At 44.8% G+C, this 18,131-nt stretch carries 13 protein-coding genes and 1 pseudogene; 5 read left to right on the top strand and 9 right to left on the bottom strand.

Features of this window, described 5'->3' with window-relative positions:
* Nucleotides 1-525: 525 nt before the first annotated feature.
* From ACFFJH_RS08625 to ACFFJH_RS08610, 4 genes are all read right to left on the bottom strand, one after another.
* Complete coding sequence (locus ACFFJH_RS08625) at nt 526-678, bottom strand: hypothetical protein (protein ID WP_390211688.1); 153 nt, start codon at nt 676-678, stop codon at nt 526-528.
* Between the two features lie 144 nt (nt 679-822).
* Complete coding sequence (locus tag ACFFJH_RS08620) at nt 823-1,800, bottom strand: DUF4917 family protein (RefSeq protein ID WP_390211687.1); 978 nt, start codon at nt 1,798-1,800, stop codon at nt 823-825.
* Between the two features lie 134 nt (nt 1,801-1,934).
* Nucleotides 1,935-3,035 (bottom strand): hypothetical protein, encoded by a 1,101-nt coding sequence (locus tag ACFFJH_RS08615; protein ID WP_390211686.1) that lies wholly within the window; start codon nt 3,033-3,035, stop codon nt 1,935-1,937.
* A 78-nt stretch (nt 3,036-3,113) separates the two neighbouring features.
* Entirely contained in the window at nt 3,114-3,989 is an 876-nt protein-coding gene (locus tag ACFFJH_RS08610; RefSeq protein WP_390211685.1) for a hypothetical protein, read from the bottom strand.
* Nucleotides 3,990-4,324: 335 nt separating this feature from the next.
* On the opposite strand from ACFFJH_RS08610, the pseudogene ACFFJH_RS08605 reads away from it, so the two are divergent.
* The 4 genes and pseudogenes from ACFFJH_RS08605 to ACFFJH_RS08590 all read left to right on the top strand — a co-directional run.
* Nucleotides 4,325-4,546 (top strand): annotated as a pseudogene (locus ACFFJH_RS08605) (transposase); the annotation flags it as partial.
* 698 nt (nt 4,547-5,244) lie between these two features.
* Nucleotides 5,245-6,231: an AAA family ATPase gene (locus ACFFJH_RS08600; RefSeq protein ID WP_390211683.1), complete on the top strand. Its 987-nt coding sequence runs from the start codon at nt 5,245-5,247 to the stop codon at nt 6,229-6,231.
* A gap of 18 nt (nt 6,232-6,249) precedes the next feature.
* Nucleotides 6,250-8,847, top strand: coding sequence for a S8 family peptidase (locus ACFFJH_RS08595; RefSeq protein ID WP_390211681.1), 2,598 nt, complete (start codon nt 6,250-6,252; stop codon nt 8,845-8,847).
* A 7-nt stretch (nt 8,848-8,854) separates the two neighbouring features.
* Nucleotides 8,855-12,850 carry an nSTAND3 domain-containing NTPase gene (locus tag ACFFJH_RS08590; protein ID WP_390211680.1) on the top strand — a complete coding sequence of 1,332 codons (3,996 nt, stop codon included), beginning with the start codon at nt 8,855-8,857 and terminating at the stop codon, nt 12,848-12,850.
* A 165-nt stretch (nt 12,851-13,015) separates the two neighbouring features.
* Here the strand turns inward: ACFFJH_RS08590 and ACFFJH_RS08585 are convergent, their stop codons facing one another.
* The 4 genes from ACFFJH_RS08585 to ACFFJH_RS08570 all read right to left on the bottom strand — a co-directional run bounded on the left by ACFFJH_RS08585 (nt 13,016) and on the right by ACFFJH_RS08570 (nt 14,892).
* Nucleotides 13,016-13,195 (bottom strand): hypothetical protein, encoded by a 180-nt coding sequence (locus ACFFJH_RS08585; protein ID WP_390211679.1) that lies wholly within the window; start codon nt 13,193-13,195, stop codon nt 13,016-13,018.
* A 228-nt stretch (nt 13,196-13,423) separates the two neighbouring features.
* On the bottom strand, nt 13,424-13,870 hold the full coding sequence (locus ACFFJH_RS08580; protein WP_390211678.1) for an HAD domain-containing protein: 447 nt from the start codon (nt 13,868-13,870) through the stop codon (nt 13,424-13,426).
* A gap of 126 nt (nt 13,871-13,996) precedes the next feature.
* Nucleotides 13,997-14,413: a hypothetical protein gene (locus ACFFJH_RS08575; RefSeq protein ID WP_390211676.1), complete on the bottom strand. Its 417-nt coding sequence runs from the start codon at nt 14,411-14,413 to the stop codon at nt 13,997-13,999.
* A 32-nt stretch (nt 14,414-14,445) separates the two neighbouring features.
* On the bottom strand, nt 14,446-14,892 hold the full coding sequence (locus ACFFJH_RS08570) for a hypothetical protein (protein WP_390211675.1): 447 nt from the start codon (nt 14,890-14,892) through the stop codon (nt 14,446-14,448).
* A 165-nt stretch (nt 14,893-15,057) separates the two neighbouring features.
* Between ACFFJH_RS08570 and ACFFJH_RS08565 the strand changes: the two genes are divergently transcribed.
* Complete coding sequence (locus ACFFJH_RS08565; RefSeq protein ID WP_390211674.1) at nt 15,058-15,366, top strand: helix-turn-helix domain-containing protein; 309 nt, start codon at nt 15,058-15,060, stop codon at nt 15,364-15,366.
* 388 nt (nt 15,367-15,754) lie between these two features.
* Here ACFFJH_RS08565 and ACFFJH_RS08560 read toward each other — a convergent pair whose 3' ends face one another.
* Complete coding sequence (locus ACFFJH_RS08560; protein WP_390211673.1) at nt 15,755-17,935, bottom strand: YecA family protein; 2,181 nt, start codon at nt 17,933-17,935, stop codon at nt 15,755-15,757.
* Nucleotides 17,936-18,131 lie beyond the last annotated feature (196 nt).

Below are 18,131 nucleotides of genomic sequence, written 5' to 3'. Positions count from 1 at the left end.
ATTCACCATCTGTAGTATGTGCTTCATTGGTCTAACGACTCTATTAACAGGGAGCAGCCGCGAACAACGCCAAACGGCGCTGTTCGCGACTTCGCCGTTACGCCTTCCTACCTTAAAATTTTGCCAAAAGGAGTTTTCATGGCTTATCACTATCAATGTGCGCAGTGCTATTGCACTCTTTGCCTTGAGACAGCACAAAATAACGAACCGGTATACAGCGTCATAAACGGCGATCTTTGCACACCATGTCAATCTCAAAAAGATGCGGAGTTCAATGACGATGATGACGACTAAGGTTCGTCCGCCGAGAAGCTAAATTAAACGAATCCCTTAGCTGTCGAACAGTGCCAATTTGCAATTTAGGATGTGTCTACGGAATTAGGGGAAGTCCACACTGACCAAATTAATTACCTTCGGCATCCTAATTTCATTTGACCATAGCCGTGGCATACATCAATGTTCCACGAACTAATGGTGGTGGCTCCAAACCAAGACAAGGAAAATAGTATTCACCTTCATTACATGCTATTTTTCTGCCCCTGCGACTTCCGCATCCACGCCCGATTGAGCAATCAATTCATCTTGCTCTGGTTCTTCCCAATGTATCCAAACCGGAGAATCGCGGAACGCTCTTTCATCATGCATGTCACGCGAAATAAACTTAAAAGAAACGGACATTTCTGAACACATAACGCCGATGTTCTGGCGCGAAATTATATTAGGGTGGATTTTGCGCATTTTGCAAAAGGTATGACGACATACTCTTTTCGCTCAGGACGTTTGAATTATGGATCGGCGTAGCCGTACCATACGAATGATAAGTTATGCCCAAATTGAGGCAGACTGCGCATCAAAAAACTCAACACAAGAATTAGACGATTCGAGGTATGCACGAGCATTAGCCTTAACTCTCAAATTATCCTCACTATCTTCAGCACCAAAAATACATACAAAGAACGTATTGACACCACTCTGTTTCAGTTTGTCAAAAATATGCTTGTCGTTTACGTCCATTGAATGACCTTGGATAAAGAAGGTTCCGTTGACTTTACCAAGGGCTCGAAAGCAGAAATCTAAGTACGGATTATGCTCTATTCTCTGCTTCTTCTTGGCAGAAGTCGGCTCGGAAACAAAGAGGGGAAATTTACCTATGTCCAAATTAGCCCTCACTAAATCGACGATACCAGTGCCTAGTTTAGTAGACGCATGTTTTTCGATTGCCGCTCCACCATCAAAGATGTGCAAGCCTCCGTGTAAAAAATATACGTCCTGATTTGTTCCATGTCCTTGCCATTTACAGCCTTTGCGAAATCCATCATCAGTCGAATAATTTTCGGGCGGCAAGGCATCCATGTTTCTCGCCCAGTAAAACAAGAGATCGTAGTTCACCGTAAAAATTTGATCGAAACGAGAAAGGAAGCGGCGCGCAGTTGTAAACTGATCTGTGGAAACTTCAGTTGGTCGATTTGGGTGGGTGTTAGAAATTGCTGATATGAGAGCATCTTTCAGAAGTTGCTGGTCTTTTCCGATGCTTTCGACTAAAGCCTCGTTGCCGCCGTAGGCGTCAAGCACGGCCTTAACTGACACAAATGACCTCATCACGGCTTCAAAATCATACGTTTTACTAAGCTGAAAAAGCTTCCGAATTTCTAATTCACGATCTTTAAAGTCGGCAGCTTCAAGCAAATTTGCGTAGTTAAATATTTCGTTTCGCCATGCGCGGGAAAAACCATTACCCAACAAAATTGAAGGCTTATCACCATCTTCAACCTTTGCCATTGCCTCATCAAAAGAGATCATCCACTACCCTATGTACGCAAAAGAAATAACGCCAATGTTAACCAGCTCCGGAGCACGAAGTGCAGAGGGCACCAACACTATCCATAAAAATGGTAGAGCCATGGCCAGCGTTGGCGTACGTGTTGAACCGACAGTTAGACCTCATTTTTTGCGAACCTTCCGTTCTTTTCAATATCAGCTGATACTGTTACTTTTGAGCGCCCCATAAGCCAATAAAATGGGAATGCAGACTGAAGGCCACACTTGTCGCATGCCAGTTGATCTCTTATATACATCGCAGGTGCATTCTTCTTATTTATCCTTATTTCCTTGCCGCAGTGAATACACTTTAGGAATGGCTTGAAACTCTTGTTTAGCGAACTGATCAGAGGTGGGCGGCGATTGTTCATAAACAGTGCCTCATAACAACCCATTGAAATGATCGCCATGTGGTTGTACGTCTGTTCATTCATCTTGAGAATGCGATTGAAACATTCAAAAGCGATTGAGGATAAATAAATCATTACATATGGGAGTTTTCCGTATAACAGATCATAGTGATGATTGCTGTATGGGTTATCGAATATGAGGTTTATTGTGTAGTCCCCTGTCTTTAGTAAATCACCATGTGATGTGATTAAGTGAGTGGCTCGTTGCCACGTTGGCTCAAAGCCGGAAGAGTGGTTTTTTGAGTATATATGGTCCCATAGAAGTTCAGGACTAAAGGCGTTCGAGTTTGGGATTTTCTTGATTGCCGTATCAAAAATTTCTATTTGCTTGTCTTTTTTGATGTTGTTGAGTGTTTTATAATTGTCTGATTCGAATTTCTCGATGAACTCGACTTCGTTGGCGAGAATCCAGCTAAGAAATAGTAAATTTTCTTTAATCGGCTTTCTTAGAAGCGACCAGCCAACGGTAAATTTTCTCTTCTCGAAAGCGCTGAATGATTCGTATAGGAAATTCAGCATGTCGCCTACGAGCCGAAGTACCAAGTGGCTGATTAAGTGGTGTTTGTAGGGTTCAATAAGATCCTGTTCCTTCATGAATTTAAGAATGTCAAAGTCATCCCCAATTTGGTGGTCCTTTGATATCTGTTCGAAGGCATCTGTAACCCAATTGTGCGCGCCGCTTTGCTCATATTCAACTAGTGCGTGAAGAACACTGTCATGCAGAAAGAACGCAAATTCGTGAGCTTTCCAATGCCGCTGAGGTATCAAAGCCAGGCGAATATGGTCGAGAACGCCGATCGTATCCATTTGCTACTTTCTTGAGGTCTGACATTAAGTTTAGGGGCTGACGCGAGCCGCTTCGCGGCAGTTTGGCTCGAACGTTAGTTATGTTTTTTGTTGATCACTCAAGCTATCTAACTGTACGGCTTCTTCATGACCGCAGTCGTTACAAAGCATGGTGAACCTTTTATCGTCGGTTGTCTGTAAATTAAAGTCCATGCTTTTACATTCGGGACATTTTTGCTCTGCATCAAAACCTAAAAACTTCAGATAGAGGTTTTGAAACATTGAAACAGTTGCGCAGGTAAACAACAGGCAAATTTTTGCATCTGGAATATTTTTGTTAGGCGAATGGACAATTGAAGATGAATAATCCCAAGCCATTTCTGCCATGCTGCGACTATATTTCCGTAAATTGCTATTACTATTTCCTTTGGCATAGATAGAGATTACAACTTTCGCGATGCCCTTGAAGTCCGCAGCCTTGAGACCGTTTTCTTCCAAGATGGTTGGATTGGCATCTACAAGAGCAACAGCCAACTCTATTAAGCTCTCTCTACATGTCAAACCTATACTTTGAATATTCTCCACCCCAACAACATTATTCAAATCTACCGCCGCTAGATTAAGCCGTCGGTTTATGGATTTTATGCCGTCAATATCCAAAGGCAGTTCATCAATAATATGCTTGAACTCTTTATGGTGCCTTGCTTGCAGCCTTTGGGTTATTCCCATGTGAAAAGAATATGCTTCGTCGGAAGAAAAATAAAATTCGTCTTGGGTGTAGAGGTTCATGGGCGCACCCTCACCTTCAACAACCCACCAATTACCGTTTTTTGTCTTTACGTTCCAAACATGAATTTCAGAGCCTAAGTCACGGTATGTTTGCTCGACTTGCATGTATTTAATGTTTGTTACGTCATTACCTTTGAGGTACAGGGTAATTCTTTCTTCAGCATCGATTCGATATTCAGGAGTCATTTGTTTGACCTATATGCGCTGCTCGGTAAAAGCATAACGAAGCTGTATAAAAACCCCAAACGCCGCAAACAAAGTCAGCGCGTTTCGATTTTTTTCAGCAAATAAATTAGAATAAAATTTCGTGTAGCGAGTGTGCCGTAAATTTGATCTAAAAGGCAAACTTTTTGCGCTTCAATTTGTGTTTTGAAGGTGCTTTGCGGCTATTTCTTTTACTGTCTTGCACCATAACCACAGTGCGCTAGTTTTTCGATATTGTGAACTAGGCAGAACTGAGCGTGCCCCAGCAAAACGGATCTCTTATCGAAGGATTAAAATAAAGCTAGGAGGGAATTGAAATGAAAAGAGCACGTTGCACATCAAAGTTTAAGCTAGAGCCTGTGCGATTGATCAAGACCGGTCAGAGTATGGCGATAGTTTCAAGTACGTTGAATATTTCGAATCAGACGTTGAATAACTTAGTGAAGGCTGATCGAGAAGGCAACTTAATTTCGGCAGACAGTAAGCCTGTTACTGAAGGGCAGATGGAATTAGCCCGATTACGAGTGGAAGTTACTCGCTACATATGAGCCAAGCATTAATGGCAACCGCCCATTGGCAGAAAAATCTTACCAGTAAACATCTAATAACTACCCGCATACAAGCAAACCTTCATGCGATTGTGAGGCACAACAGAAATCGAAAATTTCACAATGAAAATGTTACTCATATTGCAACTTTGTAAATTGCTTTAGCAAGTGCTCATGCATTTTTCACCGACAAAGCCCTTGCAAATCTACTTAATGAATCAAAAATCGGTTTAAAGCAGTTCTGCTCCTCCCAAGTTGTCTCAGGCGTCGACGACTTTACAACATATCTCAAGGCAATTTAAATGAGACACAAATGGATCCTATTAGAAAACGAGGTGCTCGTTAGCAGGATTACCACTCTGTCTTAGGGATTGAAACATGCGCCAAAGCACTTCAAACGAACTGACAGCTCCATTCAACAAGCTCAACTGACGTATTAAACAGCACAGTTACTTTTCCACTTTTTGTTAATTTCAACATACTTGGAAATCGCGTCAATACGTTTCAATCTAAGGCGATAAAGAAATATGCATAGCAAATATCCGCTTACTACTGGAAAATATTGGACGCCGCTTGACAGATCCCTGTACAATTTTGAATAAATTTAATGGTTTAAAAAATGAATTGCGCTTCTTCTGGAACATTCTGACAGGCCATTTTGCGTGAAACGAAACAAGGAGTAGTACCGAATGGCACAGGCGGATCTCTTAGTACGGCTATTGAAGAGCGCCACGAACAGCGATCAGCAAGGTTTTCGCAGAGCAGCAGAGGAGTTGATAAATGAAGAGCGCTTACGGGGACATAGAATTCTCAGCGATAGGCTTGCTAAAGCGATACAACCTGACACGATCCAAGTCTCGCGCAACTTGGCACAGCGCATCGATCAGGGCAATTCTCGACCCAAAGATTTGTTATACGAGCTAGCTCCAGATCGCGGCTTGGACAGCTTAGTCCTTCCGGAAAAAATCTCGTCCCAGATCCGAGAGCTTGTGGAAGAGCAGCATCGATTCGAACTATTGCATGCGCACAATCTATCACCACGCAACCGCATCTTGCTAGCAGGCCCCCCAGGAAACGGCAAGACTTCTTTGGCCGAGGCGCTAGCATGCGAACTAATGTACCCCCTCTTGGTCATTCGCTACGAGACGTTGGTGGGAAGCTATCTAGGTGAAACCTCAAATCGTCTTAAGCAAGTGCTTGATTACGCACGAACTCAAAGATGTGTTCTGTTTTTCGACGAATTCGAAACGTTGGGAAAAGAGCGAGGCGATACCCACGAAACGGGCGAAATAAAGCGTGTGGTCAGCTCATTGCTGTTACAAATGGATGAGTTGCCCGACTACGTTGTGGTTGTGGCTGCGAGCAATCATCCTGAACTGCTTGATCGCGCGGTATGGCGCCGATTCCAATTGAGAATCGAATTGCCAACTCCAACTAGGGATCAATTGGGCGCCTTCATAGAGTCAATTTCGCGGCGCACTGGGATTAACTATGGCATAACTGCAGCGACCTTGGCGAAACATTTACTAGGGGCGAATTTCTCTGACGTCGAGGAACTTTGTTTGTCGATCTCAAGGCGTGCCATCCTTGAACAAAGAACAGACGACGCTAAGAAAATTACGCAACAAAAATTGGAGCAGTGGAAGGCTCGTTTGAACCCTACAAAAACCAACTAGATCGGGAGACAAAAATCGATGGCGGACTTTCTTCCACTTCTTATATTCCCTAGAGCCAAGACTGTTCCGCCTCCTGTTGGCCGCCCCATGATGATTGGCAAGCCCCACTTCCCTGATCATGGGACTCAAGTCAAAAGACTAAGTGGGCAAATTGCCGAAGTAAAAAGTAATTTCGAGAAGTATCGCGCTGAAGTTAGCGGCGCAGTCGCAGGGCTAGAGCCTGAAGCAGTTCTGGTTATTGAGATCGCAGGGCGGGTTGAAGATTTCAAGCAAGCGGTGGAGGCTGCAGGCCTTGAATGGCTAGGTGAGTGGGACTTAGAAGATTTCGAACCGACTGATGAATTCTACGAGGTCGATTCGAAGGGCAAGAGAAGCACGAAGATCGTTTCGGGACGGTTATTCCTTTCGATGGTCAACGAAGCAGGCTTAGCTGAGTTGCTTTCTCTCTGGAGCAGATGGCAAAACGAAAAAGCAATGCCTTATCGGCTTGGGAAGTGGAAGGATATATTCAGTCAAATCGTCGTCATCCGTCGGTGGGGAATTGAGGAGTCTTTGGACGAGACTGGGATGATCAACCTATGGAATGATCTGCTAGATCCAGTAGATATAAACCAGAAAATCACGTTTCAAATTGAACTCTTCTATCGCGATAACGTCGCAAAAAGACGACTCAATGAAGCAGCAGTTGTAGCAATGTTGGCAGAATTGGATGGGCGAACATTAGGAGCATTCATTGATTTAAAAGACATTTCATTTCATGCTGTGAAGGCTGAAATTCCTGCCGTGGCGGTGCAACAACTCTTGAGCGATCTAAATTCGCCAACCCGTAGAACAGACATCCATCTATTTCAATTTTCCAGCATCATGTACTTCCGTCCGACCGGTCAATCCTTGATTGCAGTAGAGGACGGTGAAGGTGACCTTTCGGAAATTGAACCGGGGAATTCCGAACTCGATCCGATTGTGGCTCTGCTTGATGGTGTGCCAAATTTGAATCATCCCGCTCTCAGGGATCGCGTGTTATTCGACGACCCTGAAAATCTCGCAGAAAAATATAGGTTAGGCGAAAGGAAGCATGCGTCGTCAATGGCGTCTCTTCTTGTTCACGGAGAACTCGATGATGGCGACTCAGTGCCGCTTACGCGAAAAGTGTATATTCGCCCCATATTGGAGCCTCATGAGTTTACTCGGGATGAACATGTCCCCGATAATGTTTTTCTGGAGGATCGGATCCATCTAGCTGTCCGTCGAATGTTTGAGGGCGCGGAAGATGTGCCCCCCCAAGCACCTGGGGTCAAGATTATCAATCTATCCGTAGGTGATCCTTTTCGCCCTTTTGTCCATACACCGAGCCCTCTTGCAAGACTGTTAGACTGGCTTTCGTGGAAGTATCGCGTGCTGATATGTGTAAGCGCGGGAAACTACTTGGATGATATCGATGTCGGCATTTCCACCTCAGAATTTGTGCTGTTGAGCGACGAGGATAAGATTATACATACATTAAAGTGCGTAGAACGGCAGTTGTCAGGCCGGAGATTACTCTCCCCCGCAGAAGCAATGAATGTCTTAACTGTTGGATCTACACATGCCGACAACTCTGGAGAATTCAAGCTTGCCGACCGTGTTGATCTGCTACCCAGTTCAGCTACTTTCAGTTTAGTCTCACGACTTGGTCATGGATTCAGAAAGTCGGTTAAGCCGGAAATATTTTTTCCTGGTGGTCGCCAGTTATATAAGGTGCCTCCAGCAGGAACCGTCTTAAAACTGGATAAGTATAAGTCTAAGCCAGGACAACGTGTTGCATGGGATAGTGACCAGCAAGGTGAGTTGGGGAAATGTGTTCACACCCGTGGCACGAGCAATGCAACGGCTCTTTCGACACGAGGAGGGGCTCGCATCCACGAGGTACTTCTCGATCTTCAGCAAAAGAACGGCGACCTGCTGGACGAGCGTTTTTTTTCTATTCTTATAAAGACACTCTTGGTGCATGGAGCACGCCATGATAAAGATGCTAAAGCTGCTATCACCAAAGCAATCAAGACCCCTCAGAATGGACGAAAACTAAAAGAAATGCTGTCCCGATACATGGGCTACGGGACTGTCGACATAGAGCGCGTACTTACTTGCACAGAACAGCGGGGAACTGTGCTAGGTGTCGGAGAAATTGGTGCCGGTAAAGTTCATGAATTTCGTTTTCCGATCCCTCCTGCACTTGCAAATCGTAAGGATTGGAGGCGTTTGGTAGTGACACTTGCATGGTTTACTCCCATTAATCCTGATCATCGAAACCTACGAGAAGCAAAGCTAGAACTATCGTCCAAGGGGGCATGGGACGAAATCGCGCTTAGACTGACACGTCAAGATGCTGATCACAACCAAATCCATCGAGGAACGGTACAGCACGAAGTGCTTGAGAGCGAAAAGGCGATTGCGGCGTTTCAAGAGGGGGAGGAAATTATTCTACATATCGCTTGTAAGGCCGACGCTACGAACGTATTGGATGTTGAGATCCCATATGGCATTGCAGTCACATTAGAAGTGAAGGATGGGGTCGACATTCCTATCTATACACAACTGAGAGCAATGATTCAGCCACAAGTGCAGGTCAAGATCTAGAATGGTCATGCCGACTAACTCCCTAGCAAGTGCGAAACCAGATCACCTTAGTGGAGATGCCGCTGTGGGAGGGTCTGGAGCATATTCAATATTGGGTTACGAGTACCAAATTGATGTTTCAGTTTGGCTGGCACTCGATTTGGTTCTCGCAGCTAAGTTAGCTCAAGAGGTTGTTCTCGAACCCGCAACTGAAGAAGATGTTGAGGCAGATCTAGAAGAGCATGAACCAGGTCGTGTCACCACTGAGATTTCATTGGGAACCTATCGCCTAATTGTTCAGGCTAAGTGCCGTTCGGGCGATGCGTGGACAGTTGCTGGAATACAGAAGCTTCTTAAGCACGGAAAAGTTCGTAAATCGGCAGCAAAGCGGCTCGAGGAATCGAGCGCACGATACCTCCTAGTCACCAGTGCTGGTCTAAATGGCGGAACGCGTCATCTTCGGGTTCGTCGAGCTGGGATCTGGCCAAAGTCGGAAAGCATGCCAGCATCCATAAAACACGACCTACCTGAGGGGGCAACAGGTCGTGTCGCAGTCATTGGCAATCAAGACGAGGAACGCCTAGAGACCGACATCAAGAGACTCCTAACAGAAAGCTTTCGAATTCCTCATACTGGACTAAAAGAATGCCAGCGGGCCTTGCGCGAAGAAGCGCGGCTTCGAATCGCCGGCGCTGGCGCTGGCCACTGGACTAGGTCAGAACTGGAGCAACTCATTCGGCGACACGGTGGATACATAGCAAGTTCACCTGAGCTTGATCAATACGTTTATCCAACCAACTGGCCTGAATTACTTGCAGCTATACGAGATCGTCACGCTGCACTAATTACTGGTCAGTCTGGCACTGGGAAGACAATGGCAACACGGAAGCTTTTTGAGGAGCTTCGCGAACAAATCCCTGGGTTGACACGTGTGCCGATTACCCTTGGACCACAACAGCTTATTTCGGACACAACGGAATCACCAGTACTCTACGATATCGAAGATCCGTGGGGACGGTACGACTTTGAACCAGCTGCCAGGCCTTGGAACGAACAGCTATCACAATTTTTTTCTCAGGCGAGACATGATCGCTTTATTGTCGCAACTTCGAGACTTGATGTTGCCCAAGCTACCGGTGCACTTGGCACAGTAAAGCCGTGGATTGTTGGATTGGAAGCCGAACATTATGGCAAATCTGAACGTAAACGTCTTTATCAAACTAGGATTGACGCATTACCTAGAAGGCTACATGGGATAGCCAGGAGGAGTGAGGTGCGTGTCTTATCTGAACTTGCTACGCCACTCGAAATTCAGAAATTTTTTGATGCATTACCAACGATCGAAAACAGTGAAAGACATAATTCTACTGCCCTGATAGTCGAAGCGATTCGTCGAGCTCATCAAAATTCGATCGAGCGCACTGTTGTCGATCAGATTGAAGCGCGCAACGGCGTCAGTGCGGCCGCAATCATCTGGGGTCTCTTAAAGACAAATGAAAAGTTATCGATAAATTTACTTCGCCAAATTGAAGAGGAATTGTTTGAAAAGAGTGATAGATACGGACAAAGTACATCCCAACTCCTATCATTCTTCGTCGCAGCGCGTAACCTTCGTCAAGTGGAATCAACAATTACATACTATCACCCTCGTGTCGAGGCTGGAATTGAGAAGGCGCTGCTTCAAAAACATCTTGTTGCGAAGAGGAGCATACTCGACCTCATAGAAATCTTGATGTCGTCAAACAACACTGAGGGGACATGGGGGATCGCCGCCTCAGCTAGATTACTTCGGGCGACTGACAGAACGCCTGAATTGAGGCCTAAAATATCATCCGAAAATCAGAAGAAAATAGATTCGTGGATAGCTATTGAACTCGCAAAGGGCGGAAGAGCACTCGAGACCAATCTCGAATTAGCCGCATCTGTAGGCTCATCGCAAAGCGATGTATCAGAGGTTGCCCGCTTTCTACTTCATCGTCAAGATAATAGATTCGGCTACATGCATATATGGAGACCACTCCACCAAGATGAGACATGGTACGCAAATATGCGTGCGAACCCTGCTGTAAAGGCACTACTGCAGGAATTCATAGTAGAAGTATTGCCAGATTCGCGGGACTATTTCTTCATTGATTTTGTCTCAGAACTTCGACGCCTGGCGTTAGGCCTCACGCCAGCTTTTCTTGCCGCAGCGGAGAAAATGATTCGTTACGGAGTTGCAAGCACCACTGATGTCATAGCTGAAGGTGCGCTGGACGACATAGAGGGATTCGAAAGAATAATCAATGTGGCAATTGAAGTTAGAACTCCCAGCCAAGCTGAACTCTTGGAGAACGCGAAGACCCAACTGGCTATACTCAACGAAGAGTACAGCAACGATTATATCGAGCATATAAGCGACAACGACGATGGTTGGACTGCAGGGGAATTCATCGATGCTTATGTTAAGCGCGTGCGAAAGACAATTAGCTGGAAACGGATTGCTGAACACAAACACTCCAACAAACTAGTGTTTTACTGGCTTCGGGCCATGGCAAACGCTGAACAAATTGGCGCTGATGAAATTGCTGGTGCATTCACCAGTGCGTTCGATACAGAAGACGAGGATAATCTATGGCCCTTACTCACCAAGACATGGGATCCATTATTCTCACAAAAACTTAAGGAGCGAATACTTGACGGCCATACTAATCAATTCGTTCGACACGGAGCCCTGCTATGCATGGCGAAGAATGAGCCGGAGTTAATCACACAGATTTCGAAGTTGCTCTTCGAGAAAAGGCGCATAGGACGACTCATCGAATTGGCTATCGACCTAAGCGAATTGCAGCAACTTCCCAATCAAAAATTTGACGCCGTGATTGAGGCGTCAGAAGTTTCAGACATACTAAACAGCGCTTTACCAGTTTTTAAGGAAATTTATTTGGCATCCGTTGCGTTACTCACTTCCGTATTGCCCACTCTTTCTCAACTAGGGATTGAACTCTTGAAGAGCGAGAACGAAGTCAGTGAAACAGTACGCGTTTTCCGCCTCAACTTGGATCAACACGTGTCTGTATTCATGGCTGAGGACATACATTGGCTTCTTGCCTATAGTGCAGCACCAGATAGTGCTGTCGTGGCAATCAAGGCGGCGATTCGTCACGGACTTTCCAATGCGATTGAAGTAGGGCTTTCAAATCGTTTTGCAAGTGTTGTCGCCCTTGCGCTAAATGCTATTGCAACACCGATGGTTGCACCTCTTCCCTCTAGAATATTGAATTTTGTTTCTGTAAAAGGTCGCCCCGTTCGGCAGGCACTAGTCGAGTTGATCAACTCAAAACCGCATTCAAATCACCTCGCAACACTTCTGATACTTGCTCATGACAAATGGTCGCCAAGTATGTCGCATTATGGCGAGAGTGTTAGTTATCCAATTGCAGCCGCCTCAGTTGTAGCTATTTCAAAGTTGAGTCCGCTTGACTCAGATATTTCGGACAAGCTATACCATCTGGCAATCGACACCAGCGATTCGGATCTTCGATATGCGATATTTGAATTACTTATGCAATCCAAAGAGGTCAAACACCAGACCAAACTGTTTGAATTAGCCACAAGCCCTGGCAAGCTGAGCTTTCGGCTATCTGCTGTTCATGCATTATTGGCGGAATATGAACGAGTCGCGCCCGAAACTCTCGCCCAAATCACACCCCAATTGCTGAACAAGCTTGCGGTAGTGATCGCTTCACGCTTACTTCTATTGCTGGCGGTCAAAGGCAACGACGAAGATTTACTGGATGTGACTCGAGCGCTAGCTGCTAACAACAAGCAGCGTGTTCTCCTACTCCTTGTAATATGGGGAGTACAAGAAAGATCAATGCATATCGCAACCCAGGTTGCCTCCTTCCTGCCGTTGAGACATCCTGCAGTTAGCTGGGCTCTTGGTGGCGCGAAAGAAAAGTTAGATGAGAAACTGCTTGACGATCTAGGTGATCCACAAAACGTCGAACAGGTCCTTTTATTTATGCAACCATCGATCAAGTAAATAACGCCATGATCAGAAAAATCGCAAATAAAACAACTTTCAACTTAGATATTTTTGTAATTTAGGTTACAGATAAGTGAAGTAATAACCCGAATCAAAAAACTGATGCTGGTAATTTTTCTGGTATTCCCAGCAAATCACGATAGTGGTTCTGATTAAGTCATGCTAGCTCAATTCATCCAATTTTCTCATGTAAAAACAATTATCAACCACTTGAAAATCAATCACGTCACCCGCTTGCCATCGAAGATGAGTCAATACATCTGGAGGAAATTCTAAATAACAATCGCCGTTACCATCGTCGCAATCGACCAAAGTCATCTCCCATTCTTTTTGTTTACTCATATGTCGATACCAGATTTTCAGTTACTAAAAGATGCCCTAACAAATCGACACACACGCCACAGGTCAAGAGGCATTTGCAACTTTATATAAGTAATCGCATTGAAGACACTAGACCATCCGTTCGCTTAAGCGAGATGGCAATCAAGTGGACGCTTACAGCTTCTAAACAAAATCTTCTTCAAATGTTCAGCTAAAACTTAGGTAAAAATGAACTTCCAATTTTTCATACTAGAATTTGGAAAGTAGGTCGCGCAATTTCTTCTCAGCTATTTCATCGAACCCTGTATCTGGCCGAGTCCGGACTAAATTTTGCAAAAATGGCTTAAACAGGAAACATTTGTCATCGATTGCAACCCACTTCAGCCATGGCTCACCAGAGGTTCGTATCCAAGCTTCAATCTCTGTTTGTCGCTGGTAACCTATTACATCAAACAGTTCTTCATGATCACGCCAGTTTGGTGTGACCCCAACAATTCGTTGCTGTATCTCTGGTATAAAAAAGCCACGAAGCATTTCAATTGATCGACTCTCCCGCCAAGTACTACTTATCACGATCTCGACATCAGGGAATTCAAGTAAAACGCTTTCAAGTCTCTTCAAAAAGCAGAATTGCTTTCCTTGGTCATAACAAGGATCAGGATGCAATACGCCATCAAAATCTAGGAATAGGATCATCGTCGTTTATTCGAAGTTAGAGCCAGCAATTTGATTTCAGATATGTGAACTTTGCCTTCAAATGAGGTAGACCATAAATCTTCTAATTTTCGTCAACCCATTTCGCCCACCGAAAGCGCATACAAGTTAGAAATTTTTGTTTCTTTCCAAGACCATTTTTTGTAAATAATCTCGTATTTTTTTTATCTGCTCATTGTCGTTAGCTAACATCCATTGAATTGGCGACAGTCCTGCAAAGAGAGGTTTGGAATTGGCCGTTGAAACCCAGGAATCAGCGCGGACAGTTGAACTCCAAAAAACTATCTGCAAATCTTTATAGATTCCCACGACAAGTGACAACCGAATTAATAACCGCTGGTTAATCGCCGACAAACTTTTCCCATTACGCCATGCATCAAATATCTCGACCGGCGGACAAAACAGCAATTTCCGCTGCTTGCATTCAGAAACTTTCCAGAGCTTCATGATTCTAAAGAACGTAGCAATCCCGACCCGTTTTAATTCATATAAGTGCTTTGCATCAGAATTGAGTAGATTGTCCATGCATTAAGAAATTTACGAAGAAAACCGTCGGACTACTGCAGGCCTAACTGAATCAAAGTCCTCGTATTCTTCGCGAGATTCAATTGTTCAGAATCTAGGTAGTCAGCATATTTGACCCCATCATCAGCAACATATATCAAAGTTACTTGATTGGACTCTTCAAAATCCGCTTCGAGGATTTGATTTATATTAATCAATGTCCATCCTCTATTTGCATTCCTCGTTGATGGATTCAGTAATGCAATTTGCGTCAATGTGAGATTATCTTGCTCCCTGATCTGAATACATAGTTCTATTAAATCCTCACCTCGGCATACTATTTTCGACTGCCGGTGTGGCATTTGATCCTCAATACATTCGAATTCAATAAAGAAGTAAGGAAAATTCAATGTTAGATCGACGCAGCGCCAATTTTGAAATGCGCCACCATCATTTGAAAAACTAAACGGCGTGCTATACGAGCTGTGAGTTGAAATCATAAATATCTGTGTAAACCGCCTTATTAAATTCAGCGGTGTATCGAAGAAGTCTTATCTTAAAGACCTCTAAAAAGTCGGAAGAATATCACATACTACGTAAGTCGTAGTATTCAATATTTGCAAAAATTACGAATCTCGTAGTCTTATCGATAAAGACTACAAAAAATGAATAATGGAAATGAAATATTCGCGCTCAGACTGAAAAGCCTGAGACAAGAAAGTGGGTTGTCTCAAAAAATCTTAGGAATCAAAGCTGGTATTGATGAGTTTGTATCAAGCACTAGAATTAACAGATACGAACAAGCTGTTCACACAGCCGATTACACGATAGTACAAAAGATTGCGGAAGTTCTAAATGCGCCAACGGCCTACTTTTATTCGGATGATGACGATGTCGCGCAACTTTTGTTGCAGTACCATCGCTCAACCGCAAAAAAGAAAAAGGAAATATTGAAAATAGTGTTTAGTGCCTGACTTATAGGCGTCTACTATTCAGAAGATCGTCCTCGATGGACTGGAGGCAGAGGCGCATCAAGCTGCTAAAAGGTTAAATTTGCCTTTGCGAGTTATAAACTTTACTAGCTCGTACTCAATCTGATACCCCTTGTCGGTTGAAAGGCAACCGCCGCCCCAAAACAAAATTTATCGTATTAAGTTCCAAAAAAATGGATCTGCTACTTTCTCGTAATCTGAACGAATGGCGTTGACTAGTCCTGCTGGAAAGTCTAAATCCGATCGCACTTAGTTTCAATGAAACGTCGCTATGATGTGAACAAACATATTTGAAAAAGTTTTCAAAAAAAAAATTGCTGACTAAGGAATAACCTATATCTTGGCAGTGTGAGGCTGTCAAAACATATATTCAAGAGTAACAACATCGTTTGCTCTTCCTCCCGCTGCCACATGGGCATCGGTCATTACGTCCGATCTTTTTAGCCTTAAACTTTGACAGCGCGATCTGCTTTGCGGCGGCTCCTCTTCGCAGAATTTTAAAAAACTCGCTTTCCTCTAATTCAGTATCATAAACCCACGATCCTGAAACCTGAAGGCCAAAACGAATCTGTCCAGAGCAAGCGTCCAGAATCAGACCGAACCAACTTTCCGCGCGCTCCAAATATTTCCGAACTTCGCAGTGGGCGACCAGCCGCTGTTCAGCCTCTTCTTGCGACACCATGTTCACATGAATTGTCAACCCTGACTTACCATCTAAAAGTGGGACCGATACGTCATGCCGCCCACCGTCCATCATGGCCCTACGCAAAATGTCGTCGATAATCTTGCTAAAGGACACAAACGATTTTTCGCCCATACGCAATATCAGAAAGCCCAATGCCAACATCGCAGGGTTAGGCTTCTTTTCAATCTCTTTCACTATCTGGCCTATTCGATGCTGCCGCATACGCGTCAAGATGCCAGGAGGTGTCCACGGCCCCGGAATATTTTCTCGCCGAACCAACATAGAAAGATCAAGCCCCGTCCCCACACCGTCTTCAAGATACATGAAGTTGACGCCATCCTCCACCCAGAGATTGCGCTCCAAATGGAAACCCAGAATATTTAGCTCATGATTCGCCACCACAGTTTCGTGATAGTTTGATCGCCGATCCAGATAGCTCAAGAAGTGCAGAGGCGTGTCTAGCATTTCAGCCATGACGTCCAAATGGAACACATCCATCACGAATGGTGGCGCCAATTTTTCCAAAGGCTCGAATTTCAAATATTGACGTGCTTGAGCAGATAGCGCAGGATAATGGTCGGCGATCAAGCAAATGACATAGACGCGACTAATCATGGCAGGCTTGGAAACTTGGACGCCGCTCACGTCCTCTAGCCGTACCGACGGATCCAGCAACAGCTTCCCGCAGTCATACCCTTGGTCGCACGCCTTCTGGACAGCGCTGCCGAAATCGCTCAACAACATGGCCTCATTGCCTTTCCTAGCGGCTGCCGTCAATTGCTTTGACTTCGCTTGCAGCACGATCGCCAAGTCTCCAAAGAATACCAGTGCGTCGAACTCCCCCAACACGTCCTTAGAACGCAGCAGATTTACGTTCACCTTGACGTTCGTACGACCGAATACACTGACTAGCCGAGCTTCCGCGAAGTCCTCAGTGAACGCACCTCGATTGTACTGTGCAGTCGGCTGGTAAGATTCGTCTTGTAATATCCAGAAAAACGGGGCTTGATATAACACCTCACTCAAATCATAAATATTGAATAGAACATAGTGGTCGCCACGTCTGATCAATGGACGTATCGCCGCCATGTTACGGTCGTCCACCGCATTAAACTGAATGTTGCGCTCTCCCTCTGGGTAAGCGAAGGCGGTCAAAATTTTCTCAACCGTTTCCAGCGGTAGCTTCGATTTAGCGATGATTTCCGCAGCACTAAACTCATACCCTGGCAAGAATGATTGAGAGAACGGACGTGGGTGATTGATCGAGTGGAAAACATCCGTACTTTTCTCGTTCAACAAATGTCCTACCGCCTTCACCACAGTAGCGGCGTCCTTGATGGAAAAACCCATGTGAGCTACTATCCAAGGATCATCTCGTCCGTATCGAAGCGGCGCAATGTCGCGATAATGGAACCCGTATGCGGACTCTCCTCCATAGAATATTGCCTCACGCATCATCTCCCCACTTGAAGAAGCGCCCTTCAGATCGTGAAGCACAGAAGCCCCCCATTGATCTTTTTGGGGAAATTGTTTCCACATGGCGCTACTCATGGAGCCGTGAATTTTCTCCAATAAAGCTTCGCTGCACTCGACATAGCGTTCCAAAGTGACTTCATCTGGCAATGTGTAATCAATGTCACGCTTGACCATCAACCCGATGAGCGCGTTCACCTCATTACGCACCAACCGATCTCGACCATGCAGAGGCATAAGGTCATCCACCTTCATTTCATCTGCATACAAAATCATATTGTCGCGTGTGCTGAAATAGGCTATTGCATGAATGAAGCCAGGAGCGGTGCATAAAGCTTCCAATTCCAGAAAAAGCTCACGCTCGGATTGTTTCAAAGTCTTATCTGTCGTCATAATTGATCTCGCTAGAAGCTGACATTTATTGAGCTGTCGCGAAAGAATCGGTCTGCTTCGACCGCCTCCGAACTTAGTAGAACTTTAATTCATCGAACAGTCAGTGGCATAGCAAACTTGAGACACAACATCTTATCTAAACCAATTATGTACCTTCAATTAGATCATCACGCATTTATGTGCGTTACAAATAGAT

Source organism: Affinundibacterium danionis (genome assembly GCF_042432465.1).
GTDB lineage: Bacteria > Pseudomonadota > Gammaproteobacteria > Burkholderiales > Burkholderiaceae_D > Undibacterium > Undibacterium danionis.
This window is presented reverse-complemented; position numbering and strand designations above follow the sequence as displayed.